The sequence below is a fragment of the Cupriavidus pampae genome (assembly GCF_914271485.1).
GTDB classification, from domain to species: Bacteria; Pseudomonadota; Gammaproteobacteria; order Burkholderiales; family Burkholderiaceae; genus Cupriavidus; species Cupriavidus pampae.
This window is the reverse complement of sequence record NZ_CAJZAG010000006.1, coordinates 73124-99766: the sequence shown is the minus strand read 5'-3', so window position 1 is coordinate 99766 and position 26643 is coordinate 73124. Positions and strand designations below refer to the sequence as shown.

The 26643-nt window shown below is 64.7% G+C and carries 25 protein-coding genes and 1 tRNA gene; 12 read left to right on the top strand and 14 right to left on the bottom strand.

Annotated features, from left to right (window positions below; all coding sequences use genetic code 11):
* Positions 1-94: 94 nt before the first annotated feature.
* Positions 95-649, bottom strand: a complete 555-nt coding sequence (locus LDO41_RS15890; protein WP_223989835.1) for a hypothetical protein — start codon at positions 647-649, stop codon at positions 95-97.
* Positions 650-756: 107 nt separating this feature from the next.
* Positions 757-1656, bottom strand: a complete 900-nt coding sequence (locus LDO41_RS15885) for a c-type cytochrome (RefSeq protein ID WP_223989833.1) — start codon at positions 1654-1656, stop codon at positions 757-759.
* Positions 1657-2054: 398 nt separating this feature from the next.
* On the opposite strand from LDO41_RS15885, the gene LDO41_RS15880 reads away from it, so the two are divergent.
* Positions 2055-2130 (top strand) — tRNA-Arg (locus LDO41_RS15880).
* Positions 2131-2149: 19 nt separating this feature from the next.
* Here the strand turns inward: LDO41_RS15880 and LDO41_RS15875 are convergent.
* Positions 2150-3058 (bottom strand): LysR family transcriptional regulator, encoded by a 909-nt coding sequence (locus tag LDO41_RS15875; RefSeq protein ID WP_223989831.1) that lies wholly within the window; start codon positions 3056-3058, stop codon positions 2150-2152.
* Between the two features lie 127 nt (positions 3059-3185).
* Here LDO41_RS15875 and LDO41_RS15870 point away from each other — a divergent pair, with 127 nt between their 5' ends.
* Positions 3186-3578, top strand: coding sequence for a RidA family protein (locus LDO41_RS15870; protein WP_223989829.1), 393 nt, complete (start codon positions 3186-3188; stop codon positions 3576-3578).
* 329 nt (positions 3579-3907) lie between these two features.
* On the opposite strand, the gene LDO41_RS15865 is transcribed toward LDO41_RS15870, so the two are convergent.
* From LDO41_RS15865 to LDO41_RS34215, 3 genes are all read right to left on the bottom strand, one after another.
* Positions 3908-5530 carry an ABC-F family ATP-binding cassette domain-containing protein gene (locus tag LDO41_RS15865; RefSeq protein WP_223989827.1) on the bottom strand — a complete coding sequence of 541 codons (1623 nt, stop codon included), beginning with the start codon at positions 5528-5530 and terminating at the stop codon, positions 3908-3910.
* 222 nt (positions 5531-5752) lie between these two features.
* Complete coding sequence (locus LDO41_RS34220; RefSeq protein WP_290370893.1) at positions 5753-6373, bottom strand: serine O-acetyltransferase; 621 nt, start codon at positions 6371-6373, stop codon at positions 5753-5755.
* A gap of 12 nt (positions 6374-6385) precedes the next feature.
* A complete protein-coding gene (locus LDO41_RS34215) occupies positions 6386-6520 on the bottom strand; it encodes a hypothetical protein (RefSeq protein WP_290370892.1) in 135 nt (44 codons plus the stop codon).
* Positions 6521-6872: 352 nt separating this feature from the next.
* Here LDO41_RS34215 and LDO41_RS15850 point away from each other — a divergent pair, with 352 nt between their 5' ends.
* Positions 6873-8261 carry an FAD-binding oxidoreductase gene (locus tag LDO41_RS15850; RefSeq protein ID WP_223989825.1) on the top strand — a complete coding sequence of 463 codons (1389 nt, stop codon included), beginning with the start codon at positions 6873-6875 and terminating at the stop codon, positions 8259-8261.
* Positions 8262-8299: 38 nt separating this feature from the next.
* A complete protein-coding gene (gene arfB, locus LDO41_RS15845) occupies positions 8300-8707 on the top strand; it encodes an alternative ribosome rescue aminoacyl-tRNA hydrolase ArfB (RefSeq protein WP_223989823.1) in 408 nt (135 codons plus the stop codon).
* Between the two features lie 40 nt (positions 8708-8747).
* On the opposite strand, the gene LDO41_RS15840 is transcribed toward arfB, so the two are convergent.
* Complete coding sequence (locus tag LDO41_RS15840; protein ID WP_377741617.1) at positions 8748-9416, bottom strand: TetR family transcriptional regulator; 669 nt, start codon at positions 9414-9416, stop codon at positions 8748-8750.
* Positions 9417-9523: 107 nt separating this feature from the next.
* Between LDO41_RS15840 and LDO41_RS15835 the strand changes: the two genes are divergently transcribed.
* Entirely contained in the window at positions 9524-12775 is a 3252-nt protein-coding gene (locus LDO41_RS15835) for a bifunctional cytochrome P450/NADPH--P450 reductase (protein ID WP_223989819.1), read from the top strand.
* Positions 12776-12905: 130 nt separating this feature from the next.
* Here the strand turns inward: LDO41_RS15835 and htpX are convergent, their stop codons facing one another.
* The 4 genes from htpX to LDO41_RS15815 all read right to left on the bottom strand — a co-directional run bounded on the left by htpX (position 12906) and on the right by LDO41_RS15815 (position 17745).
* A complete protein-coding gene (htpX, locus tag LDO41_RS15830; protein WP_223989817.1) occupies positions 12906-13787 on the bottom strand; it encodes a protease HtpX in 882 nt (293 codons plus the stop codon).
* A 168-nt stretch (positions 13788-13955) separates the two neighbouring features.
* Positions 13956-14318, bottom strand: coding sequence for a hypothetical protein (locus tag LDO41_RS15825; RefSeq protein ID WP_223989815.1), 363 nt, complete (start codon positions 14316-14318; stop codon positions 13956-13958).
* 181 nt (positions 14319-14499) lie between these two features.
* Positions 14500-16218, bottom strand: coding sequence for an NAD(P)-binding protein (locus LDO41_RS15820; protein WP_223989813.1), 1719 nt, complete (start codon positions 16216-16218; stop codon positions 14500-14502).
* Between the two features lie 15 nt (positions 16219-16233).
* Complete coding sequence (locus tag LDO41_RS15815; protein ID WP_223989811.1) at positions 16234-17745, bottom strand: polyamine aminopropyltransferase; 1512 nt, start codon at positions 17743-17745, stop codon at positions 16234-16236.
* Positions 17746-17904: 159 nt separating this feature from the next.
* On the opposite strand from LDO41_RS15815, the gene LDO41_RS15810 reads away from it, so the two are divergent.
* The 7 genes from LDO41_RS15810 to LDO41_RS15780 all read left to right on the top strand — a co-directional run bounded on the left by LDO41_RS15810 (position 17905) and on the right by LDO41_RS15780 (position 22535).
* Positions 17905-18303 (top strand): DUF350 domain-containing protein, encoded by a 399-nt coding sequence (locus tag LDO41_RS15810; RefSeq protein WP_223989809.1) that lies wholly within the window; start codon positions 17905-17907, stop codon positions 18301-18303.
* 30 nt (positions 18304-18333) lie between these two features.
* Positions 18334-19404, top strand: a complete 1071-nt coding sequence (locus LDO41_RS15805; protein ID WP_223989807.1) for an SPFH domain-containing protein — start codon at positions 18334-18336, stop codon at positions 19402-19404.
* A gap of 9 nt (positions 19405-19413) precedes the next feature.
* Positions 19414-20940, top strand: coding sequence for a DUF4178 domain-containing protein (locus LDO41_RS15800; RefSeq protein WP_223989805.1), 1527 nt, complete (start codon positions 19414-19416; stop codon positions 20938-20940).
* 3 nt (positions 20941-20943) lie between these two features.
* Positions 20944-21105, top strand: a complete 162-nt coding sequence (locus tag LDO41_RS15795; RefSeq protein ID WP_223989803.1) for a hypothetical protein — start codon at positions 20944-20946, stop codon at positions 21103-21105.
* Positions 21102-21485: an adenosylmethionine decarboxylase gene (gene speD / locus LDO41_RS15790; RefSeq protein ID WP_223989801.1), complete on the top strand. Its 384-nt coding sequence runs from the start codon at positions 21102-21104 to the stop codon at positions 21483-21485. Before LDO41_RS15795 ends, speD begins: the two co-directional genes overlap by 4 nt.
* Positions 21486-21562: 77 nt before the next feature.
* Positions 21563-22018, top strand: a complete 456-nt coding sequence (locus tag LDO41_RS15785; protein WP_223989799.1) for a Cd(II)/Pb(II)-responsive transcriptional regulator — start codon at positions 21563-21565, stop codon at positions 22016-22018.
* A 208-nt stretch (positions 22019-22226) separates the two neighbouring features.
* Positions 22227-22535 (top strand): hypothetical protein, encoded by a 309-nt coding sequence (locus LDO41_RS15780; protein WP_223989797.1) that lies wholly within the window; start codon positions 22227-22229, stop codon positions 22533-22535.
* Positions 22536-22730: 195 nt separating this feature from the next.
* Here the strand turns inward: LDO41_RS15780 and ypfJ are convergent, their stop codons facing one another.
* The 3 genes from ypfJ to LDO41_RS15765 form a co-directional block, all read right to left on the bottom strand.
* Positions 22731-23627, bottom strand: a complete 897-nt coding sequence (gene ypfJ / locus LDO41_RS15775) for a KPN_02809 family neutral zinc metallopeptidase (RefSeq protein WP_223989795.1) — start codon at positions 23625-23627, stop codon at positions 22731-22733.
* A 103-nt stretch (positions 23628-23730) separates the two neighbouring features.
* Positions 23731-25215: a pyruvate kinase gene (pyk, locus tag LDO41_RS15770; protein WP_223989793.1), complete on the bottom strand. Its 1485-nt coding sequence runs from the start codon at positions 25213-25215 to the stop codon at positions 23731-23733.
* Positions 25216-25236: 21 nt separating this feature from the next.
* Positions 25237-26574 (bottom strand): glycerate kinase type-2 family protein, encoded by a 1338-nt coding sequence (locus LDO41_RS15765; protein ID WP_223989791.1) that lies wholly within the window; start codon positions 26572-26574, stop codon positions 25237-25239.
* Between the last annotated feature and the right edge of the window lie 69 nt (positions 26575-26643).

Sequence of the window (26643 nt, the reverse complement as noted above, 5' to 3'; positions counted from 1 at the left end):
AGGTTTGCAATTCAGTTTCGACTCGTTTACCATCGAAACCGTTGGGTCCACTGGGGCGCCGGATAGTAGTTCGTTACCCGGGCGAGTGGGTCCTTCAGATTCCGAGGCCGCTTTCGAGCGGCCTTTCCTTTTTTCGGCCGTCCTGTGACGCTTCAGTCTGCCTTGCTGGGGAGATGTCGCCTTTGGGGATAACGGAATACAGTTCCGCACGTGGCTTCCGTGCGGTCAACTCCAACACTGCCACGTCTCTCACCCCAACGCCGTATGCGTCGACGCGTACGATGATGCTGCGTACCGTAGTCATCTTGCTCGATGACTGCACGACGGCGGACCGATCTAGCGCGCTTCTTATCTGAGAGACCACATCCTCGATGGTGTATCCGTCTCTCACAATTCTGCTCTGATGCAGATGACGTCCCAGAAAGACAATTTCCGGCTGCTCGAGGCCGGGCAGACCGTGACTCTGTCTGGCCATGTTGATTGCGTCGTGTTGATCCTCCGTCAGACGACCGATGAGGATTGGCTTCAGCCGTATTCCTTCCGCGATGCACCGCAGGTGAGCTCGAATCTCATCCTCAATACCCTCGAATAGCGGCATGTCTCCGTTTGCCTCGTCCAATAAAAAAGGCCCGCTGTTGCGGGCCTTCATGTGAATCAGTGCTCGACTCGATACGAGTGTCACTTTCCCCTCTAGGGGCGATGTGGACAATGGCAAAGAAGCGAAATCACCTCATTGTTTGATATCGACCAAATCAATCACTTCGCAGCGTTGACCATATAGTTCGACGCTGCGATCACGTCGGCATCCGGGCCGCCGTAGCCACCCTTCGGCGGCATCACGCCCTTGCCCTTCAGCGCGAAGTTGTGGATGGCGTCCATGCCTTCCGCGATGCGCGGGGCCCAGGCGGCCTTGTCGCCGAACTTCGGCGCGCCGGCCACGCCTGCGGCGTGACAGGCCGCGCAGACCTGGTCGTAGACCTTCTTGCCTACCTCGGGCGATGCCGCAGCAACGGCCGCCGGGGCAGCCGCGGCGGGAGCCGCAGGTGCTGCGGCAGCAGGCGCCGCAGGGGCAGGGGCCGGAGCAGCAGCAGCGGGGGCAGCAGGCGCCGCCGCTTCCGCCTGCGCGGGCGCACCCGCGGCAGCCGGCGCCGGAGCGGGCGGCTCGGGGAACTTGGCGCCGCCGGCGTCGGCCATGTAGACCACCGCGCGGCCGAGCTCATAGTCGCTGAGATCGTCCGGCGAGGTGCCAGCACGCGGGGGCATCGCGCCCTTGCCGTGCAGCACCGCGTTCAGCAGGCCATTGAAACCCTGGCCGATCCGCGCGCTCCAGTCCGCGGCAGTGCCGTACTTGGGCGCCCCAGCCGCACCGGTCGCGTGGCACGCGGCGCAGACTTCCTTGTAGACCTGCTCACCCGTCTTGTAGACGCGAGGCGCGTTCGGATCCTTGATTTCGAGCGAAGCGACCGGCGCGATGCGGTTGTTCACCGCCTCCGCGGTCTGCGTGGACCCAGCCCCTTCCAGGGAGCCGTGGCCAACAAAGTTGACCAGCAGAACAATGATGATGATGGGGATCAGGAAGGCAGCAATCACAACTGCGATCAACTGCTTGGGCGTCTTGATGGGAGACTCGTGATGGTCGTTGTGAACGTCACTCATACAGAACTCTCGATTTTGCAGGAAACCTGGTGCAGCTCGCGTGAACGGCTTGCTTTATATGGCCCTTTGTCGGGGGTGGATTCTGTCGCCATCTGCGTCATCGGACTGTCCCGGGTCACGCTCGGGGCAGGCGCTCCCTGAAAAGGCAACGCAAGAGCCACGAATAGACGCAAATAGCTCGGGATTATAAGCCCAACCCCGGTGCGTGGGGACCAAAAGCGACGGCTGCGAGACCTCCGGACTTCCCCCTCCGGCTACGCCCGCATGGACGGCGCTTCGCAAACGCTGTATCCTATGCGACTTTCCGGCGGCGGCATTCGCCCGCAGCCAGATTGCTTCTCAGGTACTGGTCTCCGCGACGTATGTGGACTCTGGCATCAGGAAGTAGCCACCCCCAGGCGCCCGTAGCTCAATGGATAGAGTACTGCCCTCCGAAGGCAGGGGTTGCTGGTTCGATCCCAGCCGGGCGCGCCAATTTCTAAGACGGTGTTGTTTAGTTACCGTCGAGCCTCTGCATTAGCTCTACTACCCAATCCACAAACACCCGCAGCTTCGCACTCACATGTCGATTCGGGCGATAGGCCACGTACATCGGCATCGTTGGCATGCACCAGTCCTCGAATAGCGGCCTAAGTAACTTGCGAGCGGCGTGCTCGTTGGCCATATACCGCGGTAGCCAAAGCACACCCATGCCCGCGACGCCTGCGGCCAGGAATGCGTTGCCGTCATCGACCGTGAGCGCGTAGCGGCCTTGCACGTCGACGATTTCATCGCCGCGCAGCATCGAGATGGGAAACGGTTTGCCCGAGCGTGCCCAGCGGTAGCCCACCAAGCGATGGTCATCACCACCGAGATCGGACGGGTGTTTAGGCATACCGGCGCGCTTGAGATACGCGGGGGCGGCGTACACACCGAGCTGCAGATCCCCGATCGGTCTGGCCACCAGCGACTGATCGCGCGGCTCGCCGCCGCGCACCACGCAGTCCACGTTCTCGTCGATCAGATCGACCATGCGATCGCTGACGCCGAGGTCGAGTTGGATGTCGGGATAGCGCGCATAAAAGTCCGGCAACGCCGGCACAAGGATCATGCTCGCAAATGGACTCGGCACATCCACGCGTAGGCGGCCCCTTGGCACCGCCGATGCGTGCGACAGGCTTGTTTCCGCATCATCCATCTCGGCCAGCAGCCGCACCACCCGCTCGTAGTATGCCGCGCCATCCGCGGTCACGTTCACCTTGCGCGTGGTGCGATTCAGCAGTTTGACGCGCAGCCGTGCCTCCAACTGCTGCACAAGCTGCGTGACCGTGGTCTTGCTCATATGCAACGTGTCGGCAGCCTTGGTAAAGCTGCCCGTTTCCACGACGCGTGCAAACGCCTGCATGGCGTCGAATCGATCCATTCCGGCTCCCGGTCAGCCCGTTGATTGTTTGGATTCTACAAACAGTGCAGGACAAGCGAGCCTGTTTATCGCCGAGACATCGCTGCGTAGAGTGGTTTCCATCGTGAACCCTCTGATGGAGCAACCCATGACCACCCGCGACGTTGTATTTCCCCCAGCCCGCCACGCGCTCTATGACAAGAACCGCTACTCGCCGGCCGTTCGCTCGAATGGCTTCCTGTTCGTATCCGGCCAGGTCGGCAGCCGCGAAGACGGCACGCCCGAACCCGACCTCCGCGCACAGGTCCGCCTCGCATTCGAAAACCTAAACGCCATCCTCGCCGCGGCAGGCGGTTCCTTCGAGGACGTGGTCGACGTCACGGTCTTCATGGTCGATCCCGAGTCGACGTTCGAGGCCATCTGGGAGGTCGTACCCGAGTACTGGGGCGAAGCGCCATATCCGACGATCACCGCCGTCGGTGTGACGTGGCTGTACGGCTTCCAGTTCGAGATCAAAGTAATTGCGAAGCAGCGATCGTAGTCACGGCGCCACTGCCAGCCGGCCGATCACTGCGGCGTTTGCATAGCAACTCGCCTCTTCAAAGAATCGCCGATTGCGTGGCTCTACCGATGTTCTTACATTCACGTCGTTGCGGGCGAGCGCGGAGATTGTAGAGGTCGCTGAAAGGCGGCAGCCCGACGGGGTGGAATCCTCGAATCCGGGGCCCGCAACCATGCTTGCATCACCGTGCTCTAGTGCACGGCAATCCCGGAGCAAGCATGGCCGATTGCTCGGCAATCCAGCCCATGGCAGTAAGCCGTTGCAAATCATCCAGCCGCGGCAGAGCCTATGGGCTTCTCTTTTGCATCTCAGCCTTCATCGACTAACTCGCCGTCCACCAATCTGATGCTCCGCGTCAGCCCAATCGCCTCTAAGAACGACTCGTCGTGACTCACCACCACTAGCGCGCCTTCGTACGCGCGCAGTGCAGCTTCCAGTTGCGCGGTGGCATCGAGGTCGAGGTTGTTGGTGGGTTCGTCGAGTAGCAGAAGCGTTGGGGCGGGCTCCGCGTGCAGGACGCAAGCTAGCACCGCGCGCAGGCGTTCGCCGCCAGATAGTGCTCCTACGGGCAACGCCATGCGTGGGCCGCGGAACAGATAGCGGGCTAGCAGGTTGGCGCGGTCGGTGGCGGGCATGCCGCCAGTGAACGATGCGAAGTTGTCGGCGACGGTTGCGGAGGGATTTAGCAGGTCTAGTCGCTGAGACAGGTACGCGATGCGGCCGGGGCCGCGGTAGATCGTGCCAGCGCTGACCGCCAGATCGCCGGAGAGGATGCGCAACAGTGTTGTCTTGCCGGCACCATTGGGGCCGGTGACCGCAATACGCTCCGGGCCGCGGATATCGATGTCGAGACCGTCCGGTGCGAACACGGGTCTGCCATCACGTACCACCTGTAGCGCCTCGCCCGAAAACACCTGTCGGCCCGCAGGTACGCGCGTGTTGAGTAGCGAGAGGTCGAAGGTCGGGGTCTCGCGTAATGCATCAACGGCCGTGCCTAGCCGCGTGCGCGCCTCGTCAACGCGCGCCGCATGCGTGTCGTGCGACTTACCGGCCGATACTTGCGCCGCGCGCTTGAGCCCGCCCGCCACGATCTTCGGCAAGCCGGCATTGGGGATATTGCGCGCAGCGTTGCCCGCGCGGCGCTCGGTGCGTTCGCGTGCCTGCTGCATATCCCGGCGTTCGCGGCGTACCTCCTGTCGCAGGCTGCGCACGGTCTGCTCGGCGGCATGTTGCTCGACGTCCACCGCGGCGCGATAGAGGCCATACCCGCCGCCATACACGCGCAGCGTATGGCGGCCGAGTTCGGCGATCTGATCCATGCGCTCGAGCAGGCCGCGATCATGGCTTGCGACAATCAGACAACCGGTCCAATCGTCGAGCACACGATACAACCGCTCCCGCGCCTCGCGGTCGAGGTTATTGGTGGGCTCGTCGAGCAGCAGCACATCGGGTTGCGCAAGCAGTCGGGAAGCGAGTCCCAGCGCCATGACCTCGCCGCCGCTCAACGTATGCAGCGGCCGCGCAACATCGATATCGCCAAGCCCCACGCGTGCGAGGGCGACGCGCGTGCGATCCTCGATGTCCCATGCGTCGCCGACGATCTCGAACAGCGCGGCATCGGCCTTGCCCATTGCGATCTGAGCCATCGCATCAAGCTGCGGCGCGATGCCGAGCGCTTGCGCCACACGCAGTTCTCCACTGAGCGGGAGGTGTTGCGGCAGCCACGCAAGATTACCGATGACCTCCACGTGCCCAGCATGCGGCTTGAGGTCGCCGGCGATCAAACGCAGCAGTGTGGTCTTGCCGGAGCCATTGGGCGCAATCAGGCCCGTGCGGCCGGCGCCGATGGTTGCCGACAGATCGTCGAAGACGGGTGTGCCATTGGGCCAGGAAAAGGAAATGTGAGCAATGCGGACGAGGGCGTCGGGCATAGGGGAGATCGCCAATGAGTGGCGGCGTCCGGCACGCGCGGCAGCAATGCGCGCGCTAGCGGAACGACCGGCCATGTGAACGTGAACCCGACGGCAACCTGCCGCGCGTCAACAGCGCGACGACGGTGGCAACGGGACGGGGAGGGCGGTGCCTCAGTTCACATGGCGGTAAGCAATCTCCGAGAGGAATGGCGCCATTCTACGCGCGAGCTGGCGGCCGAACTAAACGCCCGCGGTCCAGCGATTGGTGATATAACGCCCCGCGCGTCCGCGCGCGAGGTCGTCGGCTAGCACTCGCGCAGGATTGCCGGCGACGGTGACATTGGCCGGCACGTCGCGCGTGACGACACTGCCCGCGCCAACGGTCACGCTGTCACCGATCGTGACGTCCTCGACGATGCAGACGTTGGGCCCGATATAGACGTTGTCGCCAATCGTCGCCGCCTTGCCATGGTTCGCGCCGATCGTCACGCACTGCGAGATATTGCAGTTGGCGCCAATGACGACCGACTCGTTCAGCACGATCCCGCCAAAGTGCCCGATATAGAAACCCGGACCAATGCGCGTGCCACGCGGAATCACGATGCCGAGCTGCCGCTGCTTGCGACGCAACATCAGCTTGAGCCAAGCGCCGCGCACGCCGGTGGTAAACGCCGAAGCGAGCCGGAACCACACGAGGTAATGAAAGCCCTCGTTTGCAAGGTAATGCCTGAGGAACGCCCTGAACGACGTCTCTCCCGCCACGCGATACAGATCGCTGCGGATCAGCGTGATGGCAGAGCTGTGGATAACTTCGTGACGCGCGGGTACGACCGATGACAACGGCGCAACTGGCAACGACATGGCGACTCGCGATCAGGGACGTAGCAGATCGAAGCCGCCAAAGGCGACCACACCACTCAGCACCACGAATGAGGGGGAGTCACCTCCAATCAGGAGGATGGCAGCGGCGACCCAGGTCGTCAGCGTAAAGGCGATGGTACGTTTCATGATGCGGCGGCAGGAGCGTCCGGCGCATGAACGAAGGGGGTGGGGCCGGGCGGAGGTGCGCTAAGTATAAACCCGCACCAGCGAGTTTGCTGCAGTGCGTCAATCGACGCATTTCTACTCGCTCCGAGCGCACGAAAGCGCATTTTTCGCTGATGTAGGTACGGCTACGTGCCCAAAGGGCACGATGGCCCATGTCTCGCCACAGGCGCCTCATCGCTGTAACCATTTGCGTCGATTCTGATTGCCGTCGCAGTAAAAATCTCACGTTCCCCGCCTCAGCACCGGGTCCGCCGCCGATGGCGCGTGCCTTGCATCGGTCCATGGTTGCCTAGAACGAGGAGGGAGGTGTGCCATGGCAACGATTGCTTCAGGTCACCTGGACGCGTTGCGGCAGGCAGTGCACGGCCGTGTGCTGCTGCCCAGCGACGACGGGTACGACGTGGCTCGCACGGTGTGGAACGCGACGGTCGATCGACGGCCCGCGGTCATCGTGCAGTGCTCGGGCACGACGGACGTCGTGCATGCGGTCAACTTTGCGCGCGATCAGGGGTTGGTGCTCGCGGTCCGGGGCGGCGGCCACAATATCGCCGGCAGCGCGATCTGTCAGGATGGGCTCGTCATCGACATGTCGATGTTGCGCGCCGTCAGCATCGAGGAGCCGAGTCGCGTGGCATGGGTTTGCGCTGGCGCCACGCTCGCCGACTTCGATCACGAGGCGCAGGGCAGCGGCATGGCCACGCCACTCGGCATCAACTCGACCACCGGCGTCGCGGGGCTGACGCTCGGCGGCGGTTTTGGCTGGCTCACGCGCAAGTACGGCATGACAGTGGATAACTTGCTGGGCGCGAAGGTCGTGACAGCCGATGGCCAGCGTCACTGGACCAGCGCCACCGACGAGCCCGATCTGTTCTGGGCCCTGCGCGGAGGCGGCGGCAATTTCGGTGTGGTCACACTGTTCCAGTTCCAGTTGCACGACGTCGGCCCGCAGGTGCATGCGGGACTGATCGTGTTCCCGGCCGCGCAGGCGCGTGCGGTCTTGCAACAGTACCGTGTGTTCACCGAGACCATGCCCGAAGACCTCAACGTCTGGGCCGTGTTGCGCAAGGCGCCGCCGCTGCCATTCCTGCCGGCTTCCGCGCATGGCACCGATGTGGTGGTGCTGGCGGCGTTCCATCTGGGTGAGCCCGCGCAGGTAGAGGCGGACATCGCCCCGATGCGCGCATTTGGACAAGCGATTGGTGAACATATCGGACCCGTGCCCTACACGGCGTGGCAGCAGGCGTTCGATCCGCTGCTGGGCCCGGGCGCGCGCAACTACTGGAAGTCGCACAATTTCTCGCGGCTCGACGATGCGGCGATCGATGCGATGATCGACTATGCGCTGCGGCTGCCATCCCCGCTTGCCGATATCTTTCTGGGACATGTTGGCGGCGTCGCCAATCGCGTATCGCCCACGGCCACCGCCTATCATCACCGCGACGCGCGGTTCGTGATGAACGTGCATTCGCGCTGGGAGCGCCCCGACGAAGATGCCAACTGCATCGCCTGGGCGCGCGATTTCTTCCGTGCGACGCAGCCTTATGCCAGCGGTGGCGTCTATGTGAACTTCCTGACCGAAGACGAGGCCGGCCGTACCAGCGACGCATATGGCGCGAACTACCAGCGGCTGGCGGAACTGAAACGCCGCTACGACCCGCACAACCTGTTCCGCACCAATCAGAACATTACTCCCGGCGCTTAAACCACACCGCCGGCCCGCGCATTGATATCATCGTGCGCATGGCCGGCGAATTCCACATCCCTCATCACGAATACGAGATCACCGCGATCCGCGCACAAGGCGCGGGCGGGCAGAACATCAACAAGGTGTCCAACGCGGTGCATCTGCGCTACGACGTGCGTGCGTCGTCGCTGGCGGACGACCACAAGGAACGTCTGATGGCGCTCAGCGATCACCGCATTACGCGCGATGGTGTGATCGTGATCAAGGCGCAGCAGCATCGCAGCCTCGAACTCAATCGCGAAGACGCGATTCGGCGCTTGCACGAACTGGTGCAGAGCGTTGCGGTGGCCCCGCGCTCGCGGCGTGCCACGCGTCCGACGTTTGCTTCACGCGTGCGCCGGCTCGAAGGCAAGACACAGCGTAGTCAGGTCAAGGCACTGCGCGGCAAGGTCAACGACCACTGAGCGCTCACTTCGCCCTCACTTCGCCCTCACTGCGCCGGCGTCACGACAGTTTGTTGGTGCGCGGCACGGCTAGCGGTGTCGCGGCGAGCAGGCCGTGCGGCGACGTCCCGGCGGTGGCACCTACAGCGCCTACCAGCAGCCAGCGAATCAATTGCGTCGCCTGCTGCGCCAGCCGCTTGCGCTCGCCCGCACCGGCCTCCAGATAGTCACCGGAAGCGTGGAACAGATGCGACACCACGTAGCCGCTGAAGTCGTCGAGCGCCGCGCGCGATAGCGCGGGGCATAACTCGAGCCGCTCGATATCCTCGGCCATTTCGGCCGCGATCGCCGCGAGCAACGCGCGTATCGCCTCGCGCAGCGCGGGCTGTGGCCCGGTAATGCCACACAGCCCCACGATAAAGGCGTCAGCATGCGCGCGCGCATACGCAAAGAAGGCATCGCACGCACGCGTGGCCACTTCCTGTGGATTGTCGCGAGCAGCGGCCCATCGTACCGCGCGCAACATGGGCCGCAGTTCATCGCTGACTTCCGCGAGCGCGGTCACCGCGAGATCTTCCATATCGCGGAAATGGCGATAGAACGTATTCGGATTGAGGCCGGCTTCGCGCGCAAGCTCCCGTAACCCTAACGCGGCAAAACTGCGCCGCTCGGCTGCAAGCCGAAGCGCGGCATCGATCAACCGGCGCTTGCCGTCGGCAATGTCTTCCATCTTCATGGGCTTACGTTCTGGATTCGAACGATTACTCGGTTCACATAGATTGACTTTGCCTGCAAAGTAGACGATTGTCTACGTAGAATTTTTCCTCATACCCCGCCATGCCCTCACGGACGTCCAGCAGCGCCGAACCTGCATCGCCCGCTTCGAGCCCGCTCGAACCGATCCCGCGCGACCCGGGATTGCCTATCGTTGGCAACCTGCTGCAGATCACGCCGGGCGCGGTGGGGCAGCATCTGCTGGCGCGCAGCCGTCATTTCGACGGCATCTTCGAGCTCGATTTCGCGGGGCGGCGTGTGCCGTTTATCAGTTCGGCCGCGCTCGCCGCCGAGGTTTGCGACGTGGCACGTTTTCGCAAAGTCATCGGCCCGCCGCTGTCATACCTGCGCGATGTGGCTGGCGATGGATTGTTCACCGCGCATAGCGACGAGGCCAACTGGGGCTGTGCGCATCGTATCCTCATGCCCGCATTCAGCCAGCGCGCGATGAAGGGCTACTTCGACGTGATGCTGCGCGTGGCCAACCGGCTGGTGGACAAGTGGGAACGTGAAGGGCCCGATGCGGATATCGCAGTCGCCGACGACATGACGCGGCTGACACTCGACACGATCGCGCTGTCGGGCTTTGGGTACGATTTCGATTCGTTCTCGCGCGCGCAGCTCGATCCGTTCATCGTCGCGATGGGCGGGGCCCTCGGCGAGGCGATGAGCAAGCTCACGCGCCTGCGCGTGCAGGATCGCTGGTTCTCGGGCGCCGCGCATCGGCAGTTCGCGGAAGACATCGCCTATATGCGCAATGTCGTCGATGACGTCATTCGCCAGCGTCGCGCAGCGCCGCACACGTCCGCCACCGGTGCCGATCTGTTGAACTTGATGCTCGAAGCGCGCGATCCGGAGACGGACGTGCAGCTCGACGACGCGAATATTCGCAATCAGGTCATTACGTTTCTGATCGCCGGGCATGAGACCACCAGTGGTCTGCTGACATTTGCGCTGTACGAACTGTTGCGCAATCCGGGCGTGCTCGCGCAGGCGTATGCGGAGGTGGATGCAGTGCTGCCCGGCGACGCACCGCCGGCCTATGCGGATCTCGCGCGGTTGACGGTGCTCGAACGCGTCCTCAAGGAAACCCTGCGGCTGTGGCCCACCGCGCCCGCGTTCGCGGTGGCGCCGTTCGAGGACACCGTGATCGGTCGGCGCTATCGCATTCCCAAGGACCGTCGCGTATCGGTGGTGCTGACCGCATTGCATCGCGATCCCAACGTGTGGGCGAATCCCGAGCGTTTCGATATCGATCGCTTCCTGCCAGAGAACGAAGCCGCGCTGCCACCGCATGCGTATATGCCTTTCGGCGCGGGCGAACGTGCCTGCATCGGGCGGCAGTTCGCGCTGACCGAGGCCAAGCTTGCGCTCGCACTGATGCTGCGCAACTTCGCGCTCAACGATCCGCACGACTATCAGTTCCGGCTCAAGGAAACGCTGACGATCAAGCCCGATAACTTCGTGTTGCGCGCGCGGCGGCGTCGGGCACATGAGCGCATCGTGACCGCAGGCGCCGCGCAGGCTGACACAGCGGGCAGCATGCCTGTGCAGGTGCGTGGCAATGGTCAGTCGTTGACTGTGCTGTGCGCATCGAGCCTGGGCACCGCGCGCGAGTTGGCCGAACAGATTCATGCGGGGGCGCTCGCTTCGGGATTCGATGCCACGCTGCGCAACCTCGACGAAGTCGTTGGCGATCTGCCGCAACAGGGCATTGCGATCGTTGTCGCTGCGACCTACAACGGCCGAGCGCCAGATTCGGGGCGACGGTTCGAGGCGATGCTCGATGCCGACGCCGCCGCGGCTTATGTCGCTGACAGTGGTGCGAAGGGCTTGCGGCTGGCGATGCTTGGCTGCGGCAATTCGCAATGGTCGACCTATCAGGCGTTTCCGCGCCGTGTGTTCGATTTCTTTGTCGCGGCGGGGGCGACGCCGTTGCTGCCAAGAGGCGAAGCCGATGGCAATGGGGACTTCGACGCGGCGGCCGATCAATGGCTCACACAGTTGTGGCAGGCACTGCAAGCCGATAGCGGCGCGATGACCGCGGGCCTCGGCGTCGATGTCGATCTGCGCAGCCTGGTGGCGATGCGTGCGGAGACGCTGCCGGCCGGCACGCAGGCGTTCACAGTGCTGGCCAACACGGAGCTTGTGCAGGATCCATCGGGGTTATGGGATTTCGCGCGCGAGGCGCCGCGTACATCGACGCGGGATATCCGGCTGCAACTGCCGCCGGGCACGCAGTATCGCGCGGGTGACCACGTCGCGGTGTGGCCACAAAATGCACCCGAACTCGTACACGCACTGTGCGAGCGACTCGACCTCGAGCCGCAGGCGATGGTGACGTTGTCCGCCACGCATGGCACCGCTCGTGGGCTGCCGCTTGGCGAGGCACTGCCGGTCGAGCAGTTGCTGACCCATTTCGTGGAACTGCAGGACGTGGTGACGCGCCAGACGCTGCGCGCGCTCGCGCAGGCCACACGCTGTCCGTTCACGCGGACGCAGCTGGAGACGCTGGCGGCCGACGATGTGGAGCAGGGCTATGCGGCACGTGTTGCGGCGCGCAGGCTTGGGCTGCTCGATGTCTTGCTCGCGCATCCGGCCATCACGCTATCGCTGGCGCAACTGCTCGATTGCACGGTGCCGATGCGGCCACGCTTTTACTCGATTGCTTCGTCGCCGCTGGTGTCGCCCGACACGGTCACGCTGTTGGTCGGCACGGTATGGGCACCCGCACTGTCGGGACGTGGGCAGTTTCGAGGTGTAGCTTCCACATGGCTGCAGGGGCTTGCACCGGGCGCGCGGGTCTCCGCATCGATCCGTTCTCCCAACCCAGCGTTCGCACCGGAAGACGATGTCACGGTACCGATGCTTCTGATCGGTCCGGGCACGGGGCTGGCACCGTTTCGCGGTTTCCTGGAGGAGCGTGCCGCGCAACGTGCGGCGGGCACGACGGTGGCAACCACGCAGCTCTATTACGGCTGCCGTCATCCCGCACACGACTGGCTCTACCGCGATGACATCGAACGCTGGTCGAGCGAAGGCGTGGCCGACGTGCATGTCGCGTACTCGGTGGTGGAAGGGGCACCGCGCTATGTGCAAGACCTGCTGTGGACGAACCGTGCCGATGTGTGGGCACGCGTGCAGGCAGGTGCGACGGTGTATGTGTGCGGCGATGGCCGGCGAATGGCGCCCGCAGTACGCCAGATGCTGATCGACATCGCGGCGTCGGAGGGCGGCATGGACACCGCCCTCGCATCAGAGTGGCTAGCGACAATGGTCGCGCAGGGGCGCTATCGGCAGGACGTGTTCAACTAAAGCGAGGGCGCCCATATACAACGGCGCCCATACCTTGCCTGCGGGAGAGGCCGCAGTCGCCCGCACACCAACGGTTTTCTCCCCTCTCCCTGGAGGGAGAGGGGCCGGGGGTGAGGGCCCCCCCTCACGCTTATCGCTGCGCGCTCTGCAGCGCCGCAATCCGCGACTCGATCGGCGGGTGGCTCGAGAACAGTCCCAGCCAGGACTTACCGCCCGAAATGCCCATTGCCTGCATATTCTGCGGCAGACCATCGGCATCCAGCCCACCCAGTCGACGCAGCGCCGACATCATCGGCGTGGGCGAACCCATCAGGCCAGCGGCACCCGCATCGGCGCGATACTCACGATGGCGCGAGAACGCCGCCACGATGATGCTGGCCAGAATGCCAAACACGATCTCGCAGATAACCACGGTGATCATGTAGCCAATGCCAGGACCGCTCGACTCCTCGTCATTGCGACGCAGCCACGAGTCGACGAAGTAGCCCACCACGCGCGCCATAAAAATCACGAACGTGTTGACCACGCCCTGAATCAGCGTGAGCGTGACCATATCGCCATTGGCAATGTGGGCCACTTCGTGCGCGAGCACGGCCTCCACTTCCTCCTGCGACATCGAGTTCAGCAGCCCGGTAGACACCGCCACCAGCGAGCTCTTCTTGGAAGCACCCGTGGCGAACGCGTTTGGCTCGCCGTCATAGATCGCTACTTCCGGCATCGGCAAGCCCGCGCGCGTGGCGAGCTTCTCGACGGTCTGCATGAGCCAGAACTCCGTCGTGGTGCTCGGGTGCGTGATGACCTGCGCGCCAGTCGACCACTTGGCGATGGTCTTGGACATCAGCAGCGAGATAAACGAGCCACCAAAGCCCATCAGTGCCGCGAACACCAGCAGCATGCCAAGGTTGAGCCCGTTGGCGGTAAGGAAGCGGTTCACGCCCAGCAGGCTGGCCGTGAAGCTAAGAACGAGCATGACGGCGATGTTGGTCGCCAGGAACAGGAAAATGCGTTTCATGGTTGTGGGGTGGGGCAAGAAAAAGTCGCGGTGGACCCGCGGAAGCGCGATGTACCGGTGCAATACACAACGGCATACCGCGCGGAAGTACAAAGCGAAACTAAGCGAAACAGAAAACGAAATCGAAGCGAGACGGACGGCACGCGGCGAAGCGCATGCACGGAGAGATCAGCCGCGCGGTGGGCGCGGCAGGCGAGGCAGGTCAGGATCCGGCAGCGTCATGCCGGCGTAGCGGGGCAGCACGCCCCGAACGTCGTGCGCCGCCACGCGCAGCGGCGGGGGCGGCAACAGTTGTTCGGCAAAGTCGGCGCCAGGCGGCGACGGCTCAGTGGTATCCGCCGGCGGGTTCGAATCGGCAGGCATGCCATGATCAGCCAGATCGGCGTGACTCGCGACAGCAAGCTCTTCCAGCGTAGGGACAGCCGAAACATGCGTGGCGGCTTCGCAGACAGGCGTCGCACCGGCCACGGACGCACCGATGCCTGCCCATGCCTGCAACGGCAGGAAGGCAAGCAGCACGATCGTCAGCATGAGCCGGAAAAATTGCACGAATGTAATGAGCTGTGCGAAGTGCGCGAAAGACGCAAATTCGATGTCGGGAATTCTACAGGATGGCGCGCCAGCCAACTGTGGATAACTTTTGGCACCATCCCTGTGCCGTGAGGCATTGGCGCGGCCGGAAAGTTCGCCGCGGCATGCGTCAGATCGGCCGTTATCCCACAATCCGCAATGCGGCGCGCGTGCCCCACCACGACGCTTCCTCGAATACCGACAGTCCGGACAGATCCGCATGCGCGAACAGCACGCGGCCATCGGCCTCGCGCAGCGCGGCGTTACCCGCGTTGGCAAGGAAGCCGGGCGTCGGCGTGGCCATCGCATGCCCGCGCGCGGTGATCTCCACGGCATCAGCGTGGCGCCAGAAGTCACGACCGTAGACGGTGCGCAGGTCGGTGGTGGCCAGCGCCATCAACTCGGCGGGCGCCGCGGTGGCGAGCCAGCGTCGGATATCGGCCGGCTTGCCCGGCGCCTTGGCCAACGCCACATAGTCGACGAAGGCGCCAGCATCGAGCGGGCAATAGGCCGTGAATACCGTCTCCGCCGGCCGGGCCTGCCGGATCCACTGATGCGTAGCCACCACATAGCCCAGTCCACGCCCGCCATGCACCACGTTGTCCCACGCGAGCGGCACCCCGGCGGCTTCGTTCGGAAAGCCGCGCAGATGAAAGCTCGATACCAGCCACGGCGCGTGCGGCGACAGATGCGTGGCCGGATCGAAGCCATAACGGCGCAGATCCATGACATGCGCCGCAACATGCAGTGGCATCGCGCAGATCACGCGGCGCGCACGCACGCGCCACGCTTGTGGCGCCACACCGGGGAGGGGCGCACCGCTGGGCCAGTCGACGCCATGCACAACCACGCCATTTGCCTGCTCCTCGACGCGCACGGCCATGCCGGCACGCCGCCAGGCGCGCTCACGAGGACGCACCTGCGCTTCGATGCGCTGCGTCAACTCGGACATCAACCCGTGCAGACCATCGGACCACGTCAGCACCGCGCCATCGGCGGCGTTGCGCGCATGGCCACCTCGGCTGGCAAAGTAATGCAGCCCGGCCCACGCCGAGACCGTATCGTGGCCGGCGCCGTAGTCGTCGCGACAGCAGTAGTCCGCGTACCAATGCAAGGACGTTGCGGTAAAGCCTTCATCCAGCATCCATTGCCGGAAGGTCTGACGATCGAGGGCACGCCACGCGGGGTCGCGCGAGGCCAGCGCCAGTGGAATCGTGAAGACCTTGCGGCCATCGTTGCCCACTGCATGGCGCAAGGTGTCGATGCGCGCAAAAAATGCGGCATGCTGGATGGCACCGTCAGGCGTGTCCTCCATCTCGGGCACCAGCCCGTCGTGCCATTTGCCATCGAGGAATAACCGCTCCTCCGGCCCATGCACCAGCACGCGCTCGTCGTAGTGCGGGCGCGCATCGAATGCGTCCCGCTCGATCACGCCGATATCGGCCAGCATCTCGCGGACGTGCGTGGATTCGGCTGAAGGCAGCGGCAGATAATGCGCGCCGCGAGGAAAACTCACCTCGCCGATGCGCCCACCCGCCGCGTTACCGCCAAACTCGGGACCGTCGATCATCACGAAGTCGTGAAATCCCGCGCGCGACAACTGCCATGCCGCGGCGATCCCGGCCGCACCGCTGCCGAGAATGGCCACCTCGGTCGTGATGTCGGTCACCGTGCTCCGTGTGCCAGCGCCGCCATCGCGCAAGGCGTGGCCTTCGGCCATGCCCGGACGCAGCACCACGGGCTCGGGCTCACGCCAGCCAACGCCCGCCAGAAAGCGCGCGGCCTCGCCGCCAATGCGATCGCACCCCGCAAGCGTGCTCGCGCCCGCGGCAAGCAGAAAGCGACGACGGTTGAAGTGCATGCGCGTGGCCGATCGTCAGCGAATCACGTTGCGCCAGTCCTGCTCGAAGTCATGCACGAGCGTCTGCTCGTTGAGCCGGTTGGCCATGCCGTCGCGCGGCGCCATGTCCGCGGGAAAGCGGAACATCAGCGCGGTGCTGTCCGCGTCGAGGAACTTCATCGGCACGTCATAGTGCGTCGGCGGCGAATAGTCGCCGCGTTTGCCGGCGAGGATAAAGCCCCATTCGCCAAACGACGGCACATAGGCGTGATACGGCCACGTATGCAGTCCCGCCTCGCGCAGCGTCGCGTTGATGTCCCAGAACGAACGCGGCGCGTAGTACGGCGACGTCGATTGCACGACCGCATAGCCCTTCTCGGCCAGATGGCGCGACAGCAGCCGGTACATCGGCACCGAGTAGAGTTTGCCAAGGCCAAAGTTGGACGGGTCTGGCAGATCGACGATGATCGCGTCGAAGCTATCCGTGTTCTGCTCGAGCCATTGCGCGGCATCGGCATTGACCACGGTCACGCGTCGATCGGTCAGCGAACCCTGATTCAGCGCGCGTAGCGGTTCGCTGCGCGAGAACAGCGTGGTCATGGCAGGGTCGAGGTCGACCAGCGTCACATGCTCGATCCCCTGATACTTGAGCACTTCGCGCAGTGCGAGCCCATCGCCGCCACCGATCACAAGCACGCGGCGCGCCCACGGCAGCGCCTGCAGCACCGGATGCACGAGCGCCTCGTGATAACGATGCTCGTCGCGCGACGAGAACTGAAGGTTGCCGTTGATATAGAGCCGCAGATCATCCTTCCATCGCGTGATCACCAGCCGCTGGTACGGCGTGGTCTCGCTGTGGATAATCTCGTCGCCGAACATGCCGCGCTCGGCCCAGTGCGTCAGGTGCGAGGAGCTGGCAAAGCCAGCGGTGAGCACGGCCAGCACGATGCCCGCGCGCAGCATGCGCGCCGGCACCTGCGTGAGCTCGGCGCGGAAGATCCGCAGCGTGAACAGCGCCACCGCCACGTTCAGCATGCCGAACAGAAAGCCCGTGCGCGACAGCCCCAGTCGGGGCGCCAACACCAGCGGAAACACCAGCGACACCGCCAGCGCGCCAAGGTAGTCGAACGTGAGCACGCGACTCACCAGCTCACTGAATGCGGCCCGTCGCGCGTTGAGGATGCGCATGACCAGCGGAATCTCCATACCCACCAGCACGCCGATCACGAACACCAGCGCATAGAGCGCGGTGCGGAACGGTGCGGACAGCCATGCGAACACCACGAACAGCAGCGCGGCCGAGATGCCGCCGAGCAGCCCGACCAGGATCTCGATGTCGATGAAGCGCGCGAGTACATCCTCATCCTTGACGTAGCGCGACAGCCAGGAACCTACGCCCATCGCGAACAGATAGCAGCCGATGATCGAGGAGAACTGCAGGATGGAATCGCCGAGCAGGTAGCTGGACAGCGCGCCGGCAATCAGCTCGTAGCCGAGTCCGCACGAGGCGACGATCAGGACGGAAAGAACGAGGGTACGGTCGCGCATCGGGCGGCGTGGCTGCGGCTATAGGGCTTGTGAAAAGCCCGTCGTGGGGTGGTCAATGGGGGGTTTTGAGACGATGGGTTCGCGTTTATACTTGGCCCGCACATTGCCGGACAAATACGACTAATACCGAGGCCACAAACCACGAGGGACGCGGCATCCATGCAACCGATCACTGCCTCGATTTTCGCTTACGCGACGCACCTGCTGGCCAGCCTGGTGCTGCTCGCCGTGTTCGTCGGAGTCTACACCAGGATCACGCCGTTTCATGAGTTCACGTTGATCCGCAAGGGCAACATGGCGGCCGCGCTGTCGCTCGGCGGCAGCACGCTCGGCTTTTGCTTCACGCTGTCCTCGAGCATCCAGCACAACGACAGCTTCATGATGTTTCTGCTGTGGGCGCTTGGCGCGATGGTCGTGCAGGCGCTGGTCTACGCCGCGCTCACGCGCGCGCTGCCGGACATGAACGCCGCGATCGAATCGAACAACATCGCGATGGGCGGCCTGATGGGCACGCTCTCGGTGACGGTGGGCGTGCTCAACGCCGCCTGCCTCTCCTGATACATACGATACCGCCCCCAAGGAGCGAACATGAGCATCGGGTCATTCATCAAGAAGCAGTTCATCGACATCATCCAGTGGACCGAGGACACGGATGGTGTGCTCGCATGGCGCCACCCGATGGAGGACATGGAGATCCAGTACGGCGGCAGCCTGACCGTGCGGGAATCGCAGATGGCGGTGTTCGTGAACGAGGGCAAGATCGCGGATGTGTTCGGTCCCGGCATGTACAAGCTGACCACCCAGACGCTGCCAGTACTCACTTACCTGAAGAACTGGGACAAGCTGTTCGAATCGCCGTTCAAATCGGACGTCTACTTCTTCAGCACGCGTCTGCAGATCGGTCGCAAGTGGGGCACGTCGCAGGCCATCACGATCCGCGACGCGGACTTCGGCATGGTGCGGCTGCGCGCGTTCGGGCTGTACTCGTACAAGGTGTCCGACCCGGCCAGGTTCTATAGCGAGATCAGCGGCACGCGCGCGTCGTACACGCGCGACGAAGTGGAAGAGCAACTGCGCAACCTGTTGATCGCGACGATGACGACCACGCTTGGCGCGTCGTCGGTACCGTTCCTCGACATGGCCGCGAACCAGGGGCTGATGTCGCAGACCATCCGCGACAAGCTGGCGCCCGAGTTCGCGCGCTACGGCGTGGCGCTCGATAATTTCGCGGTGACCAATGTCTCGCTGCCAGAGGAACTGCAGAAGGCCATCGACACGCGCATCTCGATGGGCATGATGGGCGATATGTCGCGCTACACGCAGTATCAGGTGGCGAGCTCGATCCCGCTGGCGGCACAGAACGAGGGCGGCGTGGCCGGCCTTGGCGCCAGCCTCGCCGCCGGTGCGGTGATGGGCCAGGCAATGGCGGGTGGCCTGGGTGTGGCCGGTGCGCTGGGCATTCCGGGCGTACCCGCCCCTGCGGTGCCACCGGCCGCTGGTGCGACAGGAGCGGTCGCGGGCACCGCGGCTCCTGCGCCTGCGGCCGACGATCCTGCCGCCCGATTGCAGAAGCTGAAAGAGCTGCTCGACAAGGGCCTCGTCACGCAGACGGAGTTCGACGCCGCCAAGGCCGAGATCCTCAGGAAGCTGGTGGGCTGATAGGTCCGCATGCAAACGGTCAACTGTCCGGGCTGCGGCGCGGAGGTCAGCTTTCGTTCGTCCGCCGCGGTCATGGCGGTCTGCGACTATTGCCAGACCACGTTGCTCAGGGATGCCGACTCGGTGCGCGACATCGGCAAGATGTCGGCCGTGCTCGAGGACTACACGCCGTTGCAGATCCATACGAGCGGGCGTTGGCAGGGTCAAAGCTTCACAGTGATCGGCCGGATCCAGCTGCGCTATGACGCGGGGCTGTGGAACGAGTGGTACGTCCTGTTCGATGACGGCACCGATGGCTGGCTGGCCGATGCGTCAGGCCAGTACATGCTGTCGCGCCGCGTGCCGACGGAGCAGGCGGCTCAAGCCGTTGCGGATCCACTGCCTCCATTTGCGCGGCTGCGGCCCGGCGTGCAACTGCTCTACGAGAGCAAACCATTCGTGGCCGGCGATGTCCGCACCGCGCGCTGCACCGGCGGGCAGGGCGAATTGCCGTTTGCAGTCGGCGCCGGCTGGACCGCGCAGGTCGCCGACTTCCGCTATGAAGGCCGCTTTCTGACCCTCGACTACGCCGATGGTGAAACGCCAACGGTGTATCAGGGCGAACTGGTCACGCTCGCGCAACTGCAATGCCAGCTGCTGCGCGAGGCCGACGAGATTGGCCGCACCGCGGACCGTTATCGCGGCAAGGCGGTGCCGCTCGGCTGTCCGCACTGCGGCAGCCCGATCGCCTACCGCGCCGGCATGGCGAGCTTCGTGATCTGCCCGAGCTGCCACAGCGAGGTGGACTGCACCACGTCGACGGCGCTCGTGCTGGCGAAGCACACAGAGGTGGAGGCGCTGCGCACGAGCCTCACGCCCGGCGAGGTCGGCACCATCGATGGCAAGCGGTACACGGTGCTCGGCCTGCTGCAATGCACCGACAACGACGACGAGGAAACGTCGACGTGGGTCGAGTACCTGCTGTTCAACGAGGACGCCGGGCTGCTGTGGCTGGTCGAGCAGGACAGCGGCTGGGACCGCGTGCGCGTGCTCGACGTCTGGCCGCGCCAGAGCGGCGCGAACGAGATCACGTTCGAGAACAGGCCATACCGCAAGGGCTTCGAATACGACAGCGAGGTGCTGTACGCAGCCGGCACGTTCAACTGGCGCGTGCAGGCTGGCGACAAGATCCGGCTGACCGAGTACGGCTCGCCCGCGCGGCGGCTGACGCAGGAGACCAGCGAGACCGAGATCGTGTGGACGCTGTCGACCACGGTTTCGCGCACGCAGGTCTCGCAATGGTTCAAGGACAACAAGGCGCTGGTCGAGGCGGCGAAGCTGCCCGAGCAGAACCGGAATGCCGGGCCGGTCGATGACCTTGGGTACTGCACGCGCGCGGCATGGGGTTTCGTGATCGTGCTGTGGCTGCTGAATCTGCCGATGGTGTTGGTCGGCCACGAGGACTGGGACGGCTTGATCTACGGGACGCTGGCGCTATGGGCGCCGATCTGGATCGTGCGGCATTACAGCGGGTCCGGCCGCGGGGACGAGGACTGAGGGATGCGGATTCTGTTTCTTGTGTACGCCATGATCGTGCTGCTCGGCACAACCGTGTACACCTACAAGTCTTACGGCGGCGGCAGCGGTACGTCCGGTACGTCATCGCGTGGCTGGGGCGGTTCGAGTGGCAGCGGCTGGTCGTCCGGAGGCGGCCACAAGTGAACGCTCCCATGTTGCCCTGTCCGCCTGTATTGGGTCGCCATCTGCTGCTGGACCTGCAGGGCGTGGCGGCAGCGGTGCTGACCGATGCCGCGCGGATCGAGCGCGTGCTGCATGACGCCGCACAAGCCGCCGGGGCCACGCCGATCGCCTCGCGCTTCCAGCATTTCGGGCCGGGGCTCGGTGTCACCGGGGTACTGCTGCTGCGCGAGTCCCATATCAGTATCCATACCTGGCCCGAGTACGGCTTCGCGGCTGTGGATATCTTTATGTGCGGCGAGGCGCAGCCCGAGCGCGGCGTCGAGATCATCGTCGCCGCGCTGGCGCCGGTCGCGCATCATGTCCGTGACGAGGCGCGCGGACCGGCCAGTCAAAACCCCTGACGCCAACAGGGCTTCCCGCGTTGCCCTACACTAGCAAAACCCTGTAACGACTACAGGGCTGTCGTGAGGAGCCTGTCATGCGTATCGGCGAACTGTCGCGCCATAGTGGTTGCGACATCGAAACCATTCGGTACTACGAGCGGGAAGGTTTGCTGGACGCGCCGCAGCGAGAAGACAACGGCTACCGCCGCTATGTCGATGGCCATCTGGTGCAGCTGAATTTCGTGCGCCATTGCCGTTCGCTCGGCATGAGCCTCTCCGATGTGCGCCGGCTACGCGATTTTCAGCGCAATCCGTCGCTGGCCTGCGACGACATCAATCATCTGCTGGATCGGCAGATCGACCAGATTCACGCCCAGCGCATGGCGCTCGAAGCGCTCGAGGGACAGCTACGCGCGTTACGCGAGACGTGCGAGACGCCTCATCCCGCCAGCGAGTGCGGCATCCTGCAGAACCTGCAGCAGGCAGCCGAGGGCGCACCCTGTGAGTGTCATGCGTCGAGTCACGTACCGGGTCAGGCGCATAGCCACTGACGCGATCTGAACCACGGCGTGCTCCGTTCGTCAACGCGTCCAGCGTTTCACGGCGTGCAACGCACCATTCGTCGCAGCGGTATTTCTCCTTGCGGACGAACCTTCTACTCTTCAGCCTGTGCCTGCGTCGCCACGAAGATGGCCGATAGCCCAGCAGAGATTGCCGGGCACCCAAAGCAGGTCACATACAGTTGAAGGAGTCCCAAAAATGATCGCCAAACGCATGCTTGGCGGTGCCCTCGTCGTAGCGGCATTCGTCGCCTCGGCCAGCGCATTCGCCGCTCCCGCCACCAAGAAGGTTGGCAAGATGGATGTCTACGCCGACGCTTCCCGCGCGGCCAAGGCCGACGTATATACCGATGGCTCCAAGCGCGACAAGTTCGATCCGTTCACGGACGGCCTGCGCCAGGGCAAGTTCGACACGTTCGGCGAAGGCACGCACACGTTCAGCGGCGAGATCTCGGCATCCACGCTCGACAACTCGCGTAACGGCGACTTGTACGGCTATCGCGTCTGAATACCGTCCTCACGGCTATCCGTGAGGACATCCGTGGCGTCCAGCGCCACGCAGCTTTCTCTCCCACCTGCCCGGCCGACCTCCTCCTTCTCTCTCCGCCAGGCAGGTGATTTTTCCCCTATGTATTTCGTATTCGCACTGCGCCTGCAGATTTGCACACGCGTTGCTGACGGCTGCCGCCTTGTCGTTCCCGACTTATAGCTGGCGCGCGGCGAACGTGTCGCACTTGCGAATATCGCCGGTCGTCAGGCCCTGACGTAACCAGCGCACGCGCTGCTCGCTCGTGCCATGCGTGAACGCTTCCGGCACCACATAGCCCTGCGCCTGCCGTTGCAGCCGATCGTCGCCAATCGCGGCCGCGGTCTTCAATCCTTCTTCCACATCACCCGGCTCCAGCAGTTGCTGATTAGCCTTCTGCGCGGTGGCGGCCCAGACGCCGGCCAGGCAATCGGCCTGCAGTTCGAGCCGCACCGACAACTGATTGGCCTGCGCTTCGCTCATGCGGCGCCGCGCGGCATCCACTTTGGCCGACACGCCAAGTAGGTTCTGCACATGGTGGCCAATCTCGTGCGCGATCACATACGCCTGCGCAAAGTCGCCGCCCGCGCCAAAGCGCTGGCGCAACTCGTTGTAGAACCCGAGGTCGATGTACACCTTCTGGTCACCCGGGCAATAGAACGGTCCCATCGCCGACTGCCCGGTGCCACACGCCGTCGGCGTCGAGCCGCTGAACAGCACGAGCGTCGGCGGCGCATAACGCCGGTTCAGATCAGTCTCGAAGATGTGCTCCCATGTGCGCTCGGTATTGCCGAGCACCTTGCGGGTGAACACCGTCAGCTGATCGGTGGCGGGCGCGCGATGCTGCTGCGGCGCTTGCTGCTGTTGCTGCGGCTGGCCCTGGATCACCGACGCGCCCTGAAAGATCAGCGACGGATCGATGCCAAAGAAGTACGAGGCCGCTAGCGCGACGATAACCGTACCGATTCCGATCGTGCGGCCGCCGACGGGAAGCCCGAATCCGCCGCCACCACCAAAGCCGCCACCGCGGCGGTCCTCCACATTCTGGCTTTCGGCTTCGTCGTCGAGACGCATGAATACTCCGTGAGTTCGGGAATGCGCGCCGGCCATCAAGCAGCCGGCGCTAATGCCGTGGAGTATAGCAACGGCATCTGCCCGTTCGGAGTCAGCCGCTGTCTCACACGCCAGCCGTCTCCCGCGGCACCTGCGTGCGCGCCGCGCCGCTCAGGACGGGTTCCGACGCCACGGCCCCGACCTCCGCCACGCGCAGCAGATTGGTCGTGCCACCCTGGCCGAACGGCATGCCCGCGGCAATCGTGATCTGGTCGCCGGGCTCGGCATAGCCTTCTACCAGTGCCGCACGCGTGGCGGCCTCCACCATCTCGTCCACGCTCTGCACGTCGGGGCTCACGGTCGAATGCACGCCCCACGTGATGGCCAGCCGGCGCGCGATATCGAGATTCGGCGTGATGCTCACGATCGGCGCACACGGCCGTTCACGCGCGGCGCGCAGCGCGGTGGCACCCGACGACGTGTAGGTGACGGTCGCGCGCGCGCCGATGATTTGCGTGACCTCGCGCAGCGCCGCACAGATCGCATCCTGCCGCGTCGATAGCGGGGTCTCGTGCTGCGCGTCGAGCAGATTGCGATACAGCGGATCGCGTTCGACCTCCATTGCGATGCGGTCCATCATCGCGATGGCCTGCACCGGATAGCGACCGTTGGCCGATTCAGCCGACAGCATCACGGCATCGGCGCCATCGTAGATCGCGCTTGCCACATCCGACGCTTCCGCGCGCGTGGGCACCGGCGAATCGATCATCGACTCGAGCATCTGCGTGGCGATCACCACCGGCTTGCCGAGTTGCCGGCACACGCGCAGGATGCGCTTCTGCACGCCGGGCACGCGCTCGGGCGGCAGTTCCACGCCCAGATCGCCGCGCGCGACCATCACTGCATCGGAGACGCGTACGATTTCATCGAGCTGCTGCAACGCGGCGGGTTTCTCGATCTTCGACAACACGCCCGCGCGCGTGCCGATGATCTCGCGCGCTTCGACGATATCGGACGGACGCTGCACGAACGACAGCGCGATCCAGTCCGCGCCGAGCGACAACGCAAAGTCCAGATCCTTGCGATCCTTGTCCGTCAGCGCGGGAATCGGGATCACCGCATCGGGCACGTTGACACCCTTGCGATCGGACAGCGTGCCATTGTTGACCACGCGCGTCTCGATGCTGCCGCTCGACACCGCCTCGATCGCGAGCCGTACCTTGCCGTCATCGATCAGCAGCGACTGCCCCGCACTGGCCACGCGAAACAACTCGGGATGCGGCAGATAAACGCGCGTCGCATCGCCGGGCGTCGGATCGCTATCGAGTATGAAGCGGTCCCCCGCGCGCAATGCCACCTTGCCCACCGCAAACGTGCCGATACGCAGCTTGGGGCCCTGCAGGTCCGCGAGGATCGCGATCGGGCGGCCGGTCTCGGCCTCCACGCGCCGCACGGCGTCGTAACGCTGGCGATGGTCGTCGTGCGTGCCATGGCTGAAGTTGAGCCGGAATACATCGGCCCCGGCTTCGAACAGTTCGCGAATTACCGCGATATCGCTGCTGGCGGGACCGAGCGTGGCGACGATCTTCGCTTTGCGCTGGCGTCTCATGTTGTCTCCTTGGGATGCGCGTCAGACCACGAGGATCGCGCGAAAGTCGTTGACGTTGGTGCGGGTGGGACCGGTGACGATCAGGTCGTCGAGCCCGGCAAAGAATCCATAGCCATCGTTGTTGGCAAGATGCGCGCGCGCAGAGAGGCCGCATGCCGATGCCCGCGTGAGCGTGTCGGGCGAGAGCAGCGCCCCCGCGTTGTCCTCGGAGCCATCGATGCCGTCGGTATCGCCGGCCAGCGCATGCACGCCGGGCAGGCCATCGAGCGCCACGGCCAGCGCAAGCAGGAACTCGGCATTGCGGCCGCCGCGACCATCGCCACGCACCGTGACCGTGGTCTCGCCACCGGACAGCAGTACGCAGGGTTTGGCGAATGGTTGCCCATGCGTAGCCACCTGGCGCGCGATGGCCGCATGTACCTGTGCCACGTCGCGTGCTTCGCCCTCGATGCAATCGGACAGGATGTAGGCATGCAGGCCAAGTTCACGCGCGCGAGCAGACGCGGCTTCGAGCGATTGCTGAGCAGTCGCGAGCGTGACGTTGCGGTGTCCATCGAAGCGCGCGTCGCCGGGTTTCGGCGTTTCACCGGCGCCACTCTCGAGATGCGCGCGCACATGCGCTGGCAATTCGATGCCGTACTTGGCGATGACCGCGAGCGCGTCGGCGCAAGTGGTCGCATCGGGCAATGTCGGGCCGCTGGCGATCAGCGTCGGATCGTCGCCGGGAATATCGGAGATCAACAGCGTTTCCACGCGTGCCGGTGCGCAGGCTAGCGCGAGACGTCCACCCTTGAGCGCGGACAGATGCTTGCGCACGCAGTTCATCTCGCCGATGTTTGCGCCGCTGCGCAGCAGCGCCTTGTTGATGGCCTGCTTGTCGGCAAGCGTCAACCCTGTTGCCGGCGCGGCGAGCAGCGCGGAGCCGCCGCCCGAGATCAGGCACAGTACGAGGTCGTCGGCGGTCAGGCCCTGCACGAGTTCGACCATCCGTTGCGCGGCGCGCGCGCCCGCTGCATCGGGTACGGGGTGCGCGGCCTCGACCACCTCGATGCGGCGACAGTCGGCACCATGGCCGTAGCGGGTGACGACGAGGCCCGACAGCGGGCCCTGCCAGTGCGCTTCCACGGCCTGCGCCATCGCGGCCGCGGCTTTGCCCGCGCCGATCACGACGGTGCGGCCCTTCGGGGGCGCTGGCAGATGAGGGGGCAGGCAGTGGCTCGCGCTGACCGCGGCCACTGCGGTATCGAAGAGGTCGCGTAACAACGTGCGGGCCTGACGTGCATCGCGAAAGTCGACGGTAGACCGGCGGGCAGGCGTCAGTAGCGCGACATTGGCGGCATTGGCGTCCGAGGCGTACATGGGGAATCCTGGTGCGGAATGCCGCGCGCCATCACGGCGCGCGGCGGGCATGATGCGTGGAGGTATGCG

Excerpts from the sequence above, each read along its gene's own strand:
- LDO41_RS15890 (WP_223989835.1), bottom strand. The coding sequence starts at position 649 with ATGAAGGCCCGCAACAGCGGGCCTTTTTTATTGGACGAGGCAAACGGA.
- LDO41_RS15885 (WP_223989833.1), bottom strand. The coding sequence starts at position 1,656 with ATGAGTGACGTTCACAACGACCATCACGAGTCTCCCATCAAGACGCCC.
- LDO41_RS15875 (WP_223989831.1), bottom strand. The coding sequence starts at position 3,058 with ATGGATCGATTCGACGCCATGCAGGCGTTTGCACGCGTCGTGGAAACG.
- LDO41_RS15870 (WP_223989829.1), top strand. The coding sequence starts at position 3,186 with ATGACCACCCGCGACGTTGTATTTCCCCCAGCCCGCCACGCGCTCTAT.
- LDO41_RS15865 (WP_223989827.1), bottom strand. The coding sequence starts at position 5,530 with ATGCCCGACGCCCTCGTCCGCATTGCTCACATTTCCTTTTCCTGGCCC.
- LDO41_RS34220 (WP_290370893.1), bottom strand. The coding sequence starts at position 6,373 with ATGTCGTTGCCAGTTGCGCCGTTGTCATCGGTCGTACCCGCGCGTCAC.
- LDO41_RS34215 (WP_290370892.1), bottom strand. The coding sequence starts at position 6,520 with ATGAAACGTACCATCGCCTTTACGCTGACGACCTGGGTCGCCGCTGCC.
- LDO41_RS15850 (WP_223989825.1), top strand. The coding sequence starts at position 6,873 with ATGGCAACGATTGCTTCAGGTCACCTGGACGCGTTGCGGCAGGCAGTG.
- arfB (WP_223989823.1), top strand. The coding sequence starts at position 8,300 with ATGGCCGGCGAATTCCACATCCCTCATCACGAATACGAGATCACCGCG.
- LDO41_RS15840 (WP_377741617.1), bottom strand. The coding sequence starts at position 9,416 with ATGGAAGACATTGCCGACGGCAAGCGCCGGTTGATCGATGCCGCGCTT.
- LDO41_RS15835 (WP_223989819.1), top strand. The coding sequence starts at position 9,524 with ATGCCCTCACGGACGTCCAGCAGCGCCGAACCTGCATCGCCCGCTTCG.
- htpX (WP_223989817.1), bottom strand. The coding sequence starts at position 13,787 with ATGAAACGCATTTTCCTGTTCCTGGCGACCAACATCGCCGTCATGCTC.
- LDO41_RS15825 (WP_223989815.1), bottom strand. The coding sequence starts at position 14,318 with ATGCTGACGATCGTGCTGCTTGCCTTCCTGCCGTTGCAGGCATGGGCA.
- LDO41_RS15820 (WP_223989813.1), bottom strand. The coding sequence starts at position 16,218 with ATGCACTTCAACCGTCGTCGCTTTCTGCTTGCCGCGGGCGCGAGCACG.
- LDO41_RS15815 (WP_223989811.1), bottom strand. The coding sequence starts at position 17,745 with ATGCGCGACCGTACCCTCGTTCTTTCCGTCCTGATCGTCGCCTCGTGC.
- LDO41_RS15810 (WP_223989809.1), top strand. The coding sequence starts at position 17,905 with ATGCAACCGATCACTGCCTCGATTTTCGCTTACGCGACGCACCTGCTG.
- LDO41_RS15805 (WP_223989807.1), top strand. The coding sequence starts at position 18,334 with ATGAGCATCGGGTCATTCATCAAGAAGCAGTTCATCGACATCATCCAG.
- LDO41_RS15800 (WP_223989805.1), top strand. The coding sequence starts at position 19,414 with ATGCAAACGGTCAACTGTCCGGGCTGCGGCGCGGAGGTCAGCTTTCGT.
- LDO41_RS15795 (WP_223989803.1), top strand. The coding sequence starts at position 20,944 with ATGCGGATTCTGTTTCTTGTGTACGCCATGATCGTGCTGCTCGGCACA.
- LDO41_RS15785 (WP_223989799.1), top strand. The coding sequence starts at position 21,563 with ATGCGTATCGGCGAACTGTCGCGCCATAGTGGTTGCGACATCGAAACC.
- LDO41_RS15780 (WP_223989797.1), top strand. The coding sequence starts at position 22,227 with ATGATCGCCAAACGCATGCTTGGCGGTGCCCTCGTCGTAGCGGCATTC.
- ypfJ (WP_223989795.1), bottom strand. The coding sequence starts at position 23,627 with ATGCGTCTCGACGACGAAGCCGAAAGCCAGAATGTGGAGGACCGCCGC.
- pyk (WP_223989793.1), bottom strand. The coding sequence starts at position 25,215 with ATGAGACGCCAGCGCAAAGCGAAGATCGTCGCCACGCTCGGTCCCGCC.
- LDO41_RS15765 (WP_223989791.1), bottom strand. The coding sequence starts at position 26,574 with ATGTACGCCTCGGACGCCAATGCCGCCAATGTCGCGCTACTGACGCCT.